The organism is Hymenobacter glacieicola, from assembly GCF_014640315.1.
GTDB lineage: Bacteria > Bacteroidota > Bacteroidia > Cytophagales > Hymenobacteraceae > Hymenobacter > Hymenobacter glacieicola.
This window is the reverse complement of the sequence record NZ_BMGS01000015.1, coordinates 46,908-61,760: the sequence shown is the minus strand read 5'-3', so window position 1 is coordinate 61,760 and position 14,853 is coordinate 46,908. Positions and strand designations below refer to the sequence as shown.

15 protein-coding genes and 1 pseudogene are annotated in these 14,853 nt (G+C 52.8%); 7 read left to right on the top strand and 9 right to left on the bottom strand.

Going from position 1 to position 14,853, the window contains the following annotated elements:
* Nucleotides 1–654 precede the first annotated feature (654 nt).
* Together IEW18_RS20180 and IEW18_RS20175 are read left to right on the top strand one after the other, a co-directional pair.
* On the top strand, nucleotides 655–4,035 hold the full coding sequence (locus IEW18_RS20180; RefSeq protein WP_188559693.1) for a hypothetical protein: 3,381 nt from the start codon (nucleotides 655–657) through the stop codon (nucleotides 4,033–4,035).
* 78 nt (nucleotides 4,036–4,113) lie between these two features.
* The gene (locus IEW18_RS20175) at nucleotides 4,114–4,302 is read left to right on the top strand and encodes a hypothetical protein (protein WP_188559692.1); all 189 of its coding nucleotides are present in this window, start codon (nucleotides 4,114–4,116) and stop codon (nucleotides 4,300–4,302) included.
* Nucleotides 4,303–5,596: 1,294 nt separating this feature from the next.
* Here the strand turns inward: IEW18_RS20175 and IEW18_RS20170 are convergent.
* The 7 genes from IEW18_RS20170 to IEW18_RS20140 form a co-directional block, all read right to left on the bottom strand.
* Nucleotides 5,597–6,136, bottom strand: coding sequence for a hypothetical protein (locus tag IEW18_RS20170; RefSeq protein ID WP_188559691.1), 540 nt, complete (start codon nucleotides 6,134–6,136; stop codon nucleotides 5,597–5,599).
* Between the two features lie 470 nt (nucleotides 6,137–6,606).
* Nucleotides 6,607–6,960 (bottom strand): hypothetical protein, encoded by a 354-nt coding sequence (locus tag IEW18_RS20165; protein ID WP_188559690.1) that lies wholly within the window; start codon nucleotides 6,958–6,960, stop codon nucleotides 6,607–6,609.
* A 46-nt stretch (nucleotides 6,961–7,006) separates the two neighbouring features.
* Nucleotides 7,007–7,351, bottom strand: coding sequence for a hypothetical protein (locus tag IEW18_RS20160; protein WP_188559689.1), 345 nt, complete (start codon nucleotides 7,349–7,351; stop codon nucleotides 7,007–7,009).
* Entirely contained in the window at nucleotides 7,329–7,850 is a 522-nt protein-coding gene (locus IEW18_RS20155; RefSeq protein WP_188559688.1) for a CHAP domain-containing protein, read from the bottom strand. Before IEW18_RS20155 ends, IEW18_RS20160 begins: the two co-directional genes overlap by 23 nt.
* A gap of 17 nt (nucleotides 7,851–7,867) precedes the next feature.
* Nucleotides 7,868–8,311 carry a hypothetical protein gene (locus IEW18_RS20150; protein WP_188559687.1) on the bottom strand — a complete coding sequence of 148 codons (444 nt, stop codon included), beginning with the start codon at nucleotides 8,309–8,311 and terminating at the stop codon, nucleotides 7,868–7,870.
* Between the two features lie 100 nt (nucleotides 8,312–8,411).
* The gene (locus IEW18_RS20145) at nucleotides 8,412–8,867 is read right to left on the bottom strand and encodes a hypothetical protein (RefSeq protein ID WP_188559686.1); all 456 of its coding nucleotides are present in this window, start codon (nucleotides 8,865–8,867) and stop codon (nucleotides 8,412–8,414) included.
* Nucleotides 8,848–9,840 carry a PAS domain-containing protein gene (locus IEW18_RS20140; protein WP_188559685.1) on the bottom strand — a complete coding sequence of 331 codons (993 nt, stop codon included), beginning with the start codon at nucleotides 9,838–9,840 and terminating at the stop codon, nucleotides 8,848–8,850. Before IEW18_RS20140 ends, IEW18_RS20145 begins: the two co-directional genes overlap by 20 nt.
* A gap of 492 nt (nucleotides 9,841–10,332) precedes the next feature.
* Here IEW18_RS20140 and IEW18_RS20135 point away from each other — a divergent pair, with 492 nt between their 5' ends.
* The 5 genes and pseudogenes from IEW18_RS20135 (at nucleotide 10,333) to IEW18_RS20120 (ending at nucleotide 14,380) form a co-directional block, all read left to right on the top strand.
* On the top strand, nucleotides 10,333–10,515 hold the full coding sequence (locus IEW18_RS20135) for a hypothetical protein (protein WP_188559684.1): 183 nt from the start codon (nucleotides 10,333–10,335) through the stop codon (nucleotides 10,513–10,515).
* A gap of 2,048 nt (nucleotides 10,516–12,563) precedes the next feature.
* Complete coding sequence (locus IEW18_RS20130) at nucleotides 12,564–12,935, top strand: helix-turn-helix domain-containing protein (RefSeq protein WP_188559683.1); 372 nt, start codon at nucleotides 12,564–12,566, stop codon at nucleotides 12,933–12,935.
* Between the two features lie 131 nt (nucleotides 12,936–13,066).
* Nucleotides 13,067–13,186, top strand: a pseudogene (locus IEW18_RS22060) (helix-turn-helix transcriptional regulator); the annotation flags it as partial.
* A 27-nt stretch (nucleotides 13,187–13,213) separates the two neighbouring features.
* A complete protein-coding gene (locus IEW18_RS20125; protein ID WP_229728884.1) occupies nucleotides 13,214–13,996 on the top strand; it encodes a S24 family peptidase in 783 nt (260 codons plus the stop codon).
* A 198-nt stretch (nucleotides 13,997–14,194) separates the two neighbouring features.
* Complete coding sequence (locus tag IEW18_RS20120; RefSeq protein WP_188559681.1) at nucleotides 14,195–14,380, top strand: hypothetical protein; 186 nt, start codon at nucleotides 14,195–14,197, stop codon at nucleotides 14,378–14,380.
* 100 nt (nucleotides 14,381–14,480) lie between these two features.
* On the opposite strand, the gene IEW18_RS22055 is transcribed toward IEW18_RS20120, so the two are convergent.
* Together IEW18_RS22055 and IEW18_RS20110 are read right to left on the bottom strand one after the other, a co-directional pair.
* Nucleotides 14,481–14,555, bottom strand: a complete 75-nt coding sequence (locus tag IEW18_RS22055) for a Fic family protein (protein ID WP_188559700.1) — start codon at nucleotides 14,553–14,555, stop codon at nucleotides 14,481–14,483.
* A complete protein-coding gene (locus IEW18_RS20110; RefSeq protein WP_188559680.1) occupies nucleotides 14,533–14,844 on the bottom strand; it encodes a Fic family protein in 312 nt (103 codons plus the stop codon). Before IEW18_RS20110 ends, IEW18_RS22055 begins: the two co-directional genes overlap by 23 nt.
* Nucleotides 14,845–14,853 lie beyond the last annotated feature (9 nt).

The following is a 14,853-nucleotide window of genomic DNA, read 5'->3' as shown; positions in this document are numbered from 1 at the left end:
GTCTTGCCCATCAATGGCACAAATCGCAAAGGTCTACTGAATGTGCGCGCCCTGCACCTGACTGCTGGTTAACGCATTCGGATGTACATGTACCTGGATGGTTTCGAAGCCGAAATTGGCGCTGGAATGACGGTAAAGCTGTTGCGGCGGGATTAAAATCAATTTACCGATTAGTTGGGGTAGTATTCATAATGTAATGCTACCTCAATTAAAATTTGTTAAACGTTTTACATGTACGTTATACAACACACGTTGCTATTTTTTGCAATCCGAGAATGCCGCCTTTAATACTAACTGGTCCTTTACAATTATTATAACTATATCATGTCATCTAAAACACAAGCTGAACTCCAACAGGAGTTAGAACTCGCTGTCCGCACAGGCGGAAAAACTAAAGCTGCTGAGGTACGGGGCTTTTTGAGTACACTCGTTACGGAACTGTATGGCCGTACCGAAGGAACTGGCCCAGCAGGCAACCCCGGTTATAATGAACAAGTACCTAATCTGGATGCTCTGTATGCACTACCCATTAGTGAAGATCTGCACACTGACGGCTTAGGTAGTGGCCAGCGCCGCCTCGGAATGGAAGTGACGGTAATAGAAGGCGAGCCTACTCTATGGAAGAAAAAGCAGTTACAAATTGCTGACTACTTCATGACTGAAGGACGGGCCACAACGGTAGCGGAGAAGCTAGCAAAGTTGGCGGACAACAGTTACTGGATAGACCTTACGGCTACTAGTACCCTGCTAAGGTACGAAAACGACCCTGAAGCCGGGACGATGTATGTAGAGCCCGGCAAGTTCTACTATGACTCCCGAGGGTTGTTCAAGTACCTGGGCGTAGCTGCGAACGTCAGCAGCATCGACCCGTTCAGCGGAGACTGGGAAGCAGTTGTCGTTCGGGACACGGGCGGCGGTGGAGCCGGCAGTGAGGGTAGCATTATCGAAGGGTTTAAGCCGCTCTACCGCACAATAGGTGGGACGCCCGTTGAAACGCGACAACCGGTAAAAAAAGGCGTTTTTTACCTGGCACTAGGCGGCTTGTTTGAACGCACGGATGCGGATGGGGAGGCTACCTATGGGGACATGGTTTCGGGACAGGGCTTTAAACAGCATATCGAGGCGCTTACCGTACTGAGCAAGGCAGCTGACGCCTATGTGATGAGTGGTGGCTACTACCCCCTCAACATTTATACCCTGAACACGGATCCGATCGTTTCACCTGGGTATAACCCCGCGACTCCTGCTGCATACAAGACTCTCACGGAGGCTGACAGAACCTACAACGGCGGTGGATTCCAACTGGACGAGGTATCGGCTTACAACCCCAAAGACCCTAGCCGGGTGGGCCTACCCTTGTACCTGTATGTCGCCGCCCTGGATTTGTTTATTTCCCAGCGACAGTATGGCTACCCCAACGATGAGTTGTATGAAGCATTGTACAACGCGGAAGGACAATATGACCCTACAAAAACTAGTTTCTACTTCTATAACCCGAACGATATAAGGGTACCGGAAAGCTATCGGTTTATTCTGAAAGGCAATTCCTATACTTTGGGGGAGTTAGATGCAACGAAGGTTCACCTGCGCGGCAAGTCGGCGGAATTTGACTCGCTGAAAGTCGGAGGCGTGGCTATTACGGGTAATTCAACGGGCGGCAGCAATAATACCACTTTGACCCGCATGAGCCGGGCGGATTTTCTCAGCTTAGCGAAAGCACCGGGGCTGACGGTGGGTGACTTTTACGAGGTCGTGGATGCCGACGACGTATCCACTGGAGCGGACCCGAACACGATAGAAAAGTTCTACTCTGAGTCCTTCATCGTTCAGGCAACCGGCCCACGGACAATAGAATCACTGGTAACCTACGTGTATAAGGAACGCATATCGGGCGGGCCCACCAGCACGACGCGGGAAATCTGGACGGCGGAGCTGAATCCCATCCGGTTGTACGATTCCGCCACGGGGACATTTGTTGACAGCGACGAGGTGAGCCTCACCGCGGGTAGTCTCCGGGACCACTTAGGCTTAGATAGCCTAGACAAGGTATTGATTGTCGGGTTTTTGCATCCGTATGGCCATACAATCACTGCGACGCTTAAAACTGACGTAGCGCTTACGCTTATTCAAGACACGCCGAATACGCCGTATGCTTTGAGTAGCAACGCGCCGAACCTGGGCTATCTGGTGCAGATAAAATACGACTCGGCGGAGCAGCGCTTTGTTGGCGTGGACGTGCAAGACGGTAACGGCACGGTGCTACCGGGCCTGGTGCCGTTTATCGTGGGCCAAGGCAGCACAAGTCCTACGGGTGGCAGCGGCCCCGAACCTACTCCAGACACCACCCCCGCGCCGGCCCGCGACGTGTACGTGGACGACTGGAACGCCGTGCAGACGCTGGCCTACGCCAATGAGCTAGTACCCGGCTGCACCTACCATTTTGTCTACTACGGCGAGTATTTCGACGGCCAAAACGTCATTGCTGGTCAGTTGGTGCTGGACAAGTACGCTCTCACCGAAGAACAAATTCGCCGTTTCCGCCGAACCGCGTACCCCGCGGAGTACATGAGCGTACGGGCCGTCAATACCAATACGCTCGAAACCCAGCTCGTGAGCGATGCATGGGGGGAGCAGTTGCCTTACACCAACGATGGCGGGGTGTTCGTCAGCAGCCAATACGCCGGCTACGGCTACACGCCCGAGCTGGTGGACCAGCAGCCCGGCTATACACTCATTACCCTGGAGCGCGACAACTGGTACGGGGAGTTACCCTACGAATCCGTGTTTGACCCCGTAGGCAACAAGTACAAGCTGATTCTCTATAATGCCACTGCGACAAAGGAGCTACCCTATACCGTCGTGGACCAGGCGGCCAACCTCATTCGCATTGAGCTTCAGGCCCTGACGTTCACCGGCGACGACCTGACCGATTTCTACTATGACATCGCCGTACCGGGCTTTACTGTGGCCCCGCGGATTCTGGCCCGCAACAACCTGCAGCGCAACATTGCCATTAATTACGACTGGCGTTTTGTGAGCTGGCCCCGCGTAGAAATGAATTACCCTGGACTGTATGGCCCGAGCACCGGCTACGGCCTGGAACCCACGACGCCGCTACCCTACGGCTACGCCCTGACCGGAAAAACCAAGCGCCAGACGACGTTTGGCCGCGGATATGACCCAGCAGAAATCTCTATCACGCTGGCGGACAATCGGTTCCTGTACACCAACAGCGTTACGCTGGAGAACATGTTATACCCAGATTATGGAGCGTCTGGTTTAACCCTAAGGGTCGCGCGCGGCCATAACCATATAGGGGTAGCCGGCGGAACTACGATAACGAAGGCCGAAAATCTGATTTGCCTACCCGGCGCTGGGTTTAGTTCCTGCCGGTTTGATTCTGTGGTTGGCCTCACCGTGCACGGCCAGGCGTATAACGTGTACGCCAATGTCCCGATTATCAATTCTATCCTGGAACAGCAACGAGGCCTTACTATTTTGGGCGTAGTCGAAAACTCAACCATCGGGTATCTGGAAAATTCCACGATTGTGGGCGGCTTTTTAAATACGCACGCCGACTACGCGCGCAATACAGTATTTGTCGGCCGGCTCATAAATCAGGACCTGCGCGGTATTAATTATTCCAATGCCACCCTGTTAGCCGGCGAGCTTCGCCTAACAGGAGTTCAAGAGCGAAACGGGCGACCGATGGGCATGGTGCTGGCCGAAGCCAACTTTGATACGGCCGTGGTAACGAACTCCCAGCCCCTGCCTATCCAAGCCCTGTATGGGTGCCCCCCGGAGTTTGTCGTTCGGGCGGCCGACAACGACACGGTGCAGTTTAAGGTCGGGCTGGCTGCAAATGCATATACCGACCAGTTGGTGGGCGACGTGGAGGAAGTAATCACGCTGAACGCCCAAAGGGGGCATTACCTAAAATTCCGCCGCGTGTACATGGCCATGGCCGGACCGGACGGGGTGCCCTCCTCCGTGGTAATACAATGTTACCGTATCGCGGAGCGGTTTACTTCCTAACCGTGTCCTACTGCTGCGTTCTCACCAGGCGCATTTTTGTACTTCTTCTATTCTTTTTTCATTTTTTTAACTACCCCCATGCCCACAGCAACCGCTACCCCGTTTTCACCTGGACAGGCCGTTACGTTTCAGTTTACCAGCATGGGCCCGGTTTACCCTGGCACCGTAGTAAACTCCACCAGCCAGCGTACCGTCGTCGGCTACACGCCTGAGGGCGGCACCTACCAGGAGCGGCCCACCAGCACAGCTCTGGTAAAGGCCGTCTAACTACCGCTACCCTGTCCTATTCTAGGGTATAAAACCTGAATTGCTTTGCATCTACCTAATCAATAGGGACGATGCAAAGCAATTTTATTTAACTCTCCTCTATCCGACGTGGGTTTTGGGCATTAGAGCCCGAAATATTACTGGTAATGTTACCTGCAGCCGAACGGGCACTAGATGGTGAAGGCCTGGCTCCACTCAGAGCTGGCCCACAAGCATGCCCGCCGCCAGAAGTCGGGCCAGGCCGAGGCGGAGCTCGAAAGCCGGTAGTGGTGCGCGGTACAACGGACGCCAAGCTGTTCAGCGCCGGGTTTGTGCAAACCAGCTATGCGACGAGCGTTCCGCCCGCCACCAAAGTGCATGTAAGCGAAAGTCGCACAACCGGCGTGCTCGTGCTCAACATCTAGGTTGAGGGGTTGGAGCTACCCCGGCCGGGGTGCAGGTGTTCTTACTAGGAAACTAGCCGCCCCGCGTAGCTTCTGAAAGCCCCAACCTACCGGGCTTGCCCTTACTTAAATCTTAGAAAGCGCCGGCCAATGGGTCGGCGCTTTTTTTAGGCGGTTTGTTGGGGTGGCATGAGGATTTCTCATCAGTTTGGCGCTGCCCGGCAGTGGACTCACACTCCATTTGGTACCGGGCAGCTTGAGCATATGCCCCACCGGCGGCGTGTTTGTACCTTGGGGCCGGCTAGGCTCGTCAACCAGGGGCTAGTATCCCCCAACTTAGGGCTAGTGTGGTCGACGCCAGTAAAGCAACTGTAAATCAGTTGCTTTACTGGTGCCAAGGTAGGTGCAGGCCTCCAACAGTAAGCTATCGATATGCTCTTCAGTAGCCTGAAAAGCTACTCAAATAACTAGGTCATCGCCAGCAGTACATTTCTTGTGCGCGCTGTCTTGCCATGCCCCTTCGCGCAAATTCCACTTGGTTGTATCACCTCCGGTTGCCAGAAACTCTGTTGAATGATACGAGCCCGATTGATTCCGTCCTGTTGCCAATCAATTCGTCGCTCTGCAAACCCAAAGCAAAGGCTTGTACCCCTAGGCGCTGAGTTAAAACGGCCTGCTGTTCAACTGCCCACTGCTTCAAGCGTGATGCTATCTGCACAACCACACGCATGAGAGCCCAAAGCAGGTAGTGCGTTACTAAGCGCTCCTTCGCACAAAATAACCCCCTGGCTAGCAAGGGAAAAAGCGCTGGCTCATGAGCCAGCGCTTTCTCAGTAAGATGTGGCTAAAGCGAAGCTAGGGTAGCGGGGCCTTTTTTGTCTTGCTCCAGAAGCTAATCGGGGAATGAATGGTTAGTCGTGAAGCCAGAACCCAAAACGGGCAAACTGCCGGCCCTTCCACCAAGCGTAGCCCCCATAACGGAAATTGCGGGCCCCGGCTTGGCTTTGCAGCGGAATAGTTACCTCCGTTCCGTGGCGGGCGGCAGGGTAACGCGGCAGCTCGGGCACTACAGCGCAGATGTGGCCCGGCTGGTTCAACTCGGTGCGCTGCCCACAAATCAGGGCTACCTGCCCGGCATTGGCCCCCGCTTGTAGTTCCGTCGTCGAGAAGGTGCGCCGCCACCCAAAGATAGATCCACACTCCTCCAGCCAATTATACAAGCTGTTAGCGTTCAACTCCACTACCGTAGTACCGTACTGAGCCGATACGGGCGTACCAGCAAGCAGCTGGGCCAGGGCCGTGGGCCGCCACCATACCCGGGGCAGATAAGCACCGGCCAAGTGACAGTAGTCGTGGGCGTATATATTACAGTAGGTTAGACCTTTACCTGGTCGGTAGCGCACCGAGTGCTCCACGTCTAAAAACTCCAGAATACGGGTGAGTTGCCGCACTTTGTCGGCAGCCGTTGGCCCCGGACGCCCCGGCTGCCCCGCCTCCTGAAGCGAGAATGCCCGCCCCTCCGTCTGAGTCCGCGTAACTGGCCCCGGCGGTATGAGGCGAGCCGGAGGCACGGTCACCGCCGGCAATACGGCAGCGCTGGGGGGAAGCACGCTAGGCGCTTTTTGCAATAGAAAGGCCTTGACGAATCCCTCCACCGGACCGCTGCCACCCATTCCTTCAACTCGCACGTGCAACCAACCACTAGGCTGATTGACGGCTGCCGGTAGGCGCTGTACCAGCTGGCCCTGCTGGAGTTGGGTTAAAACATTAGTCGGAAGCAGGCGCGGAGTAGCACGGAGGTTCGCTTCCAATGGAAGAACCTTGTAGAATGATAGGGTCATAGAATAATGAGAGGTAGTATAGATGAGAATGCCCCGCCAATAGTCAGCGGGGCATTTATTAACCTAATGGAAAGTGAGACTTACCGGAGTACCAGCGCACCTACGAGGAGCCCAGCCACCGCGGCCAGCCCCGTAGCCGGCGTCAGCACCTGCCAGCGCCGCTTGGCTGCCTGCTGCTGCGCCTGGGCATACGCCTTGGACAACGCGTCAATGGTGGCATCCTGGCGGGTGTTTGTGGCCTCCACCGCTTGCAGGCGCTGGGTGGCTTCCGCGTAGAGCCGCTGGCTCAGCTGTAGCTGGTTGTTGAGGGTTCGCAGACGCTCCTCTTTGCTGGTGAGCAGCATCTGCGCTACCTCTGTGTGCTGCTGTAAACGCCGGTACAGCCCCAATTCCAGGGCTACTCCGCTCTGAAACGGAAAGGGCTGCCCGACCACTCGCCGCTGCAGTTGCGTGGAGTCAGGTACGAGTTGGGCGAAAGCGCTACAGCTTAGGCAGCACCACGCGACCAGCGCGATACTGCGTTTCCAGTTGTTGTTCACGACGTTGAAGTTCTTGAGAGCGTTGTTGCTGAAAAAGTAATTGCCGGCGCAGTGCCTGCTCCAGGCTGTCGTAGCGGTGGCGCTCCTGCGCTTGCTGCGCCTGCAGTACGGAGTCGAGCAGGACGAGACGCCACGTGGCGAGTTGGGCCTGCGCCAACCGACGCTGAGTACGCCGTTGGCAGCCGTCGAGCAGCAGTTGCAACAATAGGAGCAGACCGACTACCAGCAGGACGAGCGGTAGTAGCCGGGGGCGCAGCCACGCCTTAAGGATGACGAGCCAGGGCATAAATCATGCGTTTGTGACGGATGTTGCGCCAGACCCCGTTGCCCGTGCGCGAGCCCACCAGGTTGGTATTCCCCTCCACCGTGGTTACGCTCGGACCGCTGCCCCAGTCACTGTCCAGAAAGCCCACGTGGTTGATGGCCACAGAGCCACTAAATCGGTAGCCGACCAAATCGCCGGGTTGGGGCAACAGACGGGGGGCGTGGCGGCGACGGAGGTTCCCATGACCTAGCTCCGCAGGCCGCTGTTCCCAGCCCTGCCGGTAGAGCAGGCGAGCCGGCGTAAACCAACTGCGGGCCATACCGTAGCTGGGAGCCTTAATGCCAGCTTGCCGAAAGCACCACACGCAAAAGGCGGAGCACCATTGGTAGCCTTTTGGCAGCCCGATTTCCCGCAGATACGCTTCTACCCGGGCCCCGTCGTTGCGACCGGTAGCCTCACGCACTCCCACCTGACTTAGGTACACTACCCGCAGCCGCTGGGGAGCCGGCAGAGTGACCACCGTGCGCGATAAAGGGCTTAGCTGATAATCAGGACGGCTATCTCCAGCAGCAGGGTGCCAAAGAAGTAGCAGAACAAGATAGTAAGGGAAGTTTTGAAGAGTCGCCATGCCTGTGCGTTTTTACGGTCGTAGTAATCTTTGTCCAGATGGTAGACCGACGGCTCGGGCAGGTCTAGCAGATCCTTCTCCAGACACCGGATAAAGTCCGAAAACAGATCGGGGAACTGGAGGCGGAACATCGTGTAGGCTACTGCGGAGGCGTACACAAAGTACAGCAGGGAAGTAGGCAGCACATTCAGATAGTCCACGGGAAAGGCCCGGGCCTCGGGGTCCAGATAGCGACGCAGCCAATAGGGCACGGCCAGGAATAGCACTACTGCGCCAAGTACCAAAGGCCAGTCGTTCCAACGCTTCTGAAAAAGCTTAAACCACTCCTGGAAGCGGCGCCATAAAGCCCGCATTTCCCCCGGATGAAAATTGAATTGTCTAAAAAAAGAATGCATAAAAAAACAGGATAAGAGATAAAATAAAGTGGGGTAATAGCTTGGTAATCAGATATGATTAATGATCGAATACAACTCCGTTGTCCATGTTCATTTGACTGGCTTTCAGGCCGTGCTCTTCCCCGAGGGCGCGCAGTCCGTTTTTGAGTTGCATCAGGCCTTGGTTGAACTCCGGGCGCATATTGTTGTGCTTGACTTCAGCCTGTAATTCTTCAAGTTGTCGAATCAGGCCTTCGGTAACCTGACGGGTGGCCACCATTTCGTTTCGGAAGCGCTCATTGAGTTTTTCTAGTTGCTCATCCTTCTGGAGGCTGGCCAAGCGGTGGGCTTCCCGCTCAGCTTTTAGTTCCTTGTACAGGGTCCAGCAGACGGCACATACCAAGGCCGTTACCAGCAGCAGCAGCCCACCTACGGCGGTACTTTCCCATACCTTATCAAATACCTGATCCCCACTGGGGAGGATACTAGTCAGTAGCACCTGCCTGCGGACGACATCAGCGGGGCGCGGCTGCATGAGGCAAAAATGAGGAATGAGATGAGCCCATGAAGTACGATCGTAACTCGGCCAGCTCTTGGGTTAGTTTATCGTTGATATCGGGGAGAGGCGTAAGCTGCTGCAGATAATGCCGCTCCAGGCTTACATCACGAAAGCTGGTTACCCGTACCACATCGTTATTCTGACGGCAGAAATTCGAGCCTACTACTTGCAGGTATACAACGGCGCCCGTCTTAGTCAGGGCCCGTATGACGTAAGGACTCGTATCATTGCGCAATAAGTGCTGATAGGCAATATGATAGTCGTCATCGTGCAACAGCTGCACGGCGCGCATCCCGATCAATTCATGCTTACTCTGATCGTACTGCAGGATTTTGTAAGCGGCTGCGTTCGCCTCCAAGATGGTCGCATCGGCACTGATGAACATGCCTTCCAAACTTAAATTCTCCCGCAGCTGCAACAGGGCCCGGGCTTCTACTAGCTCTTCCGTAGCAGCCTGCAAATCAGCGAGGCGAGGAAGTTGCATGGCGTATTGCTCAGCGGAAAAAGCTAACACAACGGCAACTAACGCTAGTAAACCGGTCACCAAGCTGATTAAGCTCCCCACAGGGGACCACATTCCCGTGAATAGTGTGGTAATATGCAGCATACGCCCGACTGTCAGCAGGGAAAAGAGGATTCCTACCAGCACGAGTGCGGTTCGTACCGGGCGCAAGTCACCGCGTCGATGATAAATTCGCCAAAGTAAGAGATTGAATGTCAGGCAGGCACCTGCCATACTGAGCGTGCCAATAAGATAGCCCCATTCATGCCATAGCACATTAGCATTTGAAAACAGTGTAGCAATGCCCCACACCAGGCAGCTGACTCCGAGGATCCACCAGAGCCTTCGCCGGGGCCAGCGCAGAGCGGCTTCTCCGGGGGGAGGAGTGGTGATTATTTTTCGCACGTTGCGAAGCCCTCGATAAAGCGAGGATAGTCTATTTTTCATAGAATATACAAGTCGTATCGGGGCGGCCTTATTGCACCTGATCAGCTGCCGGCTGAATCAAGACAACCGGGATCAACGTGCTGGCGGGCTGATGGGGTAGCAAAGCAGCACGTTGATGTGAGCAGGCCCGGGCTCTGCTGGGACTTTCGCACGTAGGCACGGGGAGCTTTGCTGGACAGCATTGATTAGTACAATGCCCAGAAATTAATATAACTTTACACATAATATAAATAATTTAATATATGATATAATTATAAGTAAACTATAGAATCAAACCATAGAGGATCTATGGCCTATTAACTTGCAAGGTGCCTATCAAATTCCAGCTATAAGCTCGTTTAGTCGGGTATTGAGGCTTACACATTGTATTTAAGCGATACGCTTGATTTTTATTGGTTCAGTATGAAGTAGCTGGTACCCAAACTTGTTTATCTTCGTGCTACTACTATATCCTTATCCGTAGCTGCTTCTATATCTTACCGTTATCACTATATGAAAATTACCTCTGCCACCAAAAGTCAGATTGCCGGCTGGTATAATTGTGCCCCGGACACGTTACGCCGTTGGCTGTTAGAAGCGGGCCTTCACTTTGGTCGCCGTAAAATATTGAGGGCCAACGAAATTGCACAAATTATCGACGTCTTGGGTCCACCCAGCAAAGAAATTGACGGGTAATGGTATGTTCCGTAGTTGAGAAGCATACGTAAAACCAACAAGGTGCCCTTGCACCAGACATAGGCGCCCCATTGGTTTACGGGTGAGGTGAGAATGGGTACTGAGTACTTAGGGTGCGGGGCTGACTATTATAGCGCTACATACGGTTCATACTTCAATAACAGCTGGCTCAATAAGAACATGACGGCTCCCAGCTCGGGGGTGGCGTCCACTACTGGAATACACCGAAATACGGCTATCATTTCAGCCAAGGATAGGGGTAAGGACAGAGATGCCATGTCTCGGCCCTCCGCCCGCACATGGTGGAGCAATAACTGACGATGCAATCGTCCGGTAAGCTTAGGCAATATCACTTCAGCACTAACCGCTTGGAGAGCAGACAAAGGAGGCCTGTTCCCACTAGGTAGACGTATGTCCTCGAGCCACTGATGCAGTGCCTGTAATAGAAAATGGGCTTGCAAGTACGTTAGTATGAGCGTTTCTTTCATAATGGGAAGGATAGCAAAGAGAAGCGGAAACACAACTGCTCGTTCCTACCTTGTTACCGTTACATAGTCCACCAAGTATATCTGAGCCTGTCCTTTTAGTGGCTGCTGGTAGTGGTCTATCGTAAGTAGCCAGTTCCAAGTAGCTGTCGCCCAAAGTTTGTTCGCATAGCCGAACTAGTGCTTAGTAGCCTGCGGCAGCAGAGGAATAAGCATAAACTGTATCTGGGTTAGGTATGAAGAGACCCGTGTGAAATACGGTCCATAATTCAGGGCGTGCGGTAGTTCGCCGAGGATATTGGGACGATAGGTCACATAGGGGGAACAGTCAAATCGCTAATAATGGGGTCAGAAAGTCATTCACGTCTTTATAGCCTTCTATTGATTATAAAGCCGACCGTACCTGGGCAGATGCTGCTTAAAAGATACTAATGCTTTAAGGCCGGCAACATTAATCTCCAAAAAGCTATACGCTACGGGCTCATGCACTAGCCTGCGCAAAGCGTGTGCCGACATGCTCACGAAATAGAGAGCCGAACGGCCTTGGCATTCATTTTCTAGCTAGCCCAAGCAAGCCTGATCAAACAGCCTAATACAGCAGGCAATATAGTCGGTAGCCTAGAAGACCTAACAGAGTAACGAGTTCAAGTAAAACTACAATGAGAATTCGTGCCGTCGTAAACCAAGCAGGAGGTTGGAACATAGCGATAGGAATATAAAAAGTAGACTTCAATAAATATGTAGGGTGGAAGGCAGCAGCCTGCTTATGCTTCTTATGGCTTGAAGTATTGTTGCTTACAATAAGAGAAGTCTAGTTGGCCCCTGAGATCCTCTTATTTAGCGTAATTCGCCCGCGGACACAGCTACTGTAGGGAGCTTCAGAATTTATAAATGGGATACTTAACCTTATAATACAGTAGTAAGGCACAACTTGAGGTGCAAAAAGTAATAGATAGCGACCTAACCACGTCAGCTCTAAATGGAGAGTTGGTCCTCTAGTAAAATTACATGGTGTGTTAGTAAGCAGGCCGGTAGGGACCAAAAGCGGGAACTAGATACCGAAAGGCACCCAATTCCCGCCCCGGGCCACTTCTCATACCCCAAAGGGCAGAGCAGAAGACAAGTGCCAAAGAGTAAATCGCTGCAAGTTCACAGAAGAATAACCCATAGTTCAGGATGGCTTAAGCCTGATCCAGTTGTTGGATATAGCCGTAGGTCCTGTACTGTGACAATCTAAGTGAAAGTTCTCCGGTAGAGCCTATATAAAGAAGCTACCAGTTTTAGTCAATGCTGCCTGATAGGATAATGGATAGTAACAAATATGGCAACTGGCTGGAACTTTACTTACCTGCTTACTCTAGTGGCATAGCATAAAGGGAATAAAGGAAATAAGAATAAATTAACTAATTATGCAAAATTAACATAAAATATAAGCCTTGTTTTCATTGCAATATGATGCATTTTTAACGCAATGTGCAATGTTTTTGGTATAATTATAAAGAAGATTTTCTATAACTATCTGGTGATCAATTGAATATTTTTCACTTGATGTAGAAACAGACCATGGAACTTTCAGAAAAGCTTCGTTTACTGCGCATTCGGGCTAAGTTATCTCAGTCACAGGTTGGTGAACGGGTAGGAAAAGATTACAGTGCCATTGCCCGATATGAACGAGGTGATGTCAAGCCCAAGATTGATGTCCTTCAACGTATTGCGGGTGTCTTTGGTATGAGCTTAGACCAGTTCTACACGTACAACCTAGATGAGGAGGCACAGGGTACTTTATCTGTTATCCATGCTCAAGAAAACCGAACTGAATTTTCCCCTTCAAGTCATAAGGTTACCGTACTGGTGGAGTTAGATGGCACTGATGAATGTATGGAGCGCTGGATCGCTCGTCTGCGACAATTCAATGCAACCATCGCTACGACCTAAGGGCAAAGCTTTGTTTGTTTCATTAGCGTTTGGTAATAAGATTCTGCATATTTGTGTACTAACATGGTGCAATTATATGCACTTGTAACATATCAATCAAGAATTGGTATGAAAACTTTTAATAAAATAACATGAACCCGAGTATAGTTGAGCGCCTCAAGCAGTGTCGGACACTCTTGGGGCTCAAACAGGTAGAGGCTGCTGAAGCTGCTGGGTTATCTCAGAGTGAAATCAGTCGCCTAGAAGGGGGGAAAACTAGAACTGTTCCTCATGAATACATGCAGTTTCTGCATAGTAGAGGGATCAACCTAAATTTTCTTTTCAGTGAAACGCCGGAAGAACCAGTGCTGGTTACCTCTTTGGGAGATTCTACTACTGCTTTTCCTTCTCCTCCAGTTATCGAGAAACCATGTTTTAAAGGGGAGGAATTTCTCGTAGTTACTCAAAACATGGAAGGATTATCTACCATCCCGTTGATTAACTACAAAGCGGCGGCCAATTACTTGGCGGGCTACCAAAGTCAGGAGTTCTTTGAGCAGTCTAGTTCCATGATCTTACCAGGGGAAATCGTGCGACAAGGGCATATGCGTGGTGTACAGGTAGTTGGAGATAGCATGGAAACCACCTACCATGATGGGGATTGGTTGGTTTGTCGTTATATCGAGCGTTTTAACTGGGAAACCCTCACTGATTTGGAATGCTACGTAGTAGTAACCGAGTCCCGAGGCCTTCAGGTGAAACGCGTAAAGAATCGATTGCGTCGGGATGGGTTTTTGCGCCTTCGTTCTGATAACCGTACGCACCCTCCCTTTAACGTTTACCACGACGATATTCTAGAAATCTGGCACGTAGAAGCACAGATCACCAAGTATATGCCTAACCGGAACGAACAACTATTCTACAAAGTAGATAACGTGGAAGAAGGTCTGCACGATTTGCGCGAGCTGTATGAGCAGATGAAGGAGGAAAACCAAGAATTAAGGCAGTTCCTGCAGACCCTGGCCCGTCAAGTGACTCCTACCCAGCTCACCCCTCCCCCGCCTGAAGCTCCGGCTAGATAAGCTGCCTACAACTGCTCTAATGCCGAACGCCCCGTTTCTGCCATCATTGGTACAGGAACAGGGCGTTCGGCATTAGAGCAGGCCTGAACTTGGATTGGAACGCAGCCTCGGCGGGCCAGCCGCTGCTAGCCGCACTGCTTGCGGTGAACTTTGTGATTACTTTTACGGTAGGATACTACCTCCTCGGCATTTTTGCGCATGAAACTCCGCGACCGTTACCGTCAGCTCCAAGACCCGGCCATTGTTAAGGCAATGGTGGTGCGGTCCGTATTCGCGTCTATGGCCCTGGAAAACCAAACGGTGCCCCTAGCGCGCCTGGAAGCCCTGTATGAGCAAACTGGTCCCGCCGCGCTAGAACAACGGCCGCAGCTGGTCGCTGATTAGCTGCTGCAGCGGCCCTAGCTCGTGAGCATCGGCTTCTCGGATGGCCAAGGTAGCAGATGCGCCCCTGCCCCAATTCGCGCTGATACAGTATTACCTCCTGCTAGCCGTAGGAGTAAGCCAGCAGATTGGTGAATAAACGCGCCGTACGACCATCACCGTTGGTGAAAGGGTGGATGGCGGTGGTGCGCGTACGCTAGCAGGGCCGCTACGGCCTCCTGTGGGGGCTCCTGGAGTAATAGCGTCTGCCGGTGTCGCAACTCATCTACGAACTCGTAGAGCAGCTGCGGTACCTTGTGGGCCGGTGGGGGTAGGTAGGCTCCCACGTTGGGCACCGTGCGGCGCCACTGCCCGGCCCACTCGTACACGTGCCTGAAAGCGCGCCGGTGCAGGTCCCGCAGCAGCTCCACTGACAAGTCCACGGGGTAGTCCATCTCCTCCAGCAGATACCGCTCCGTGCGAGCCACTTCCAAGGC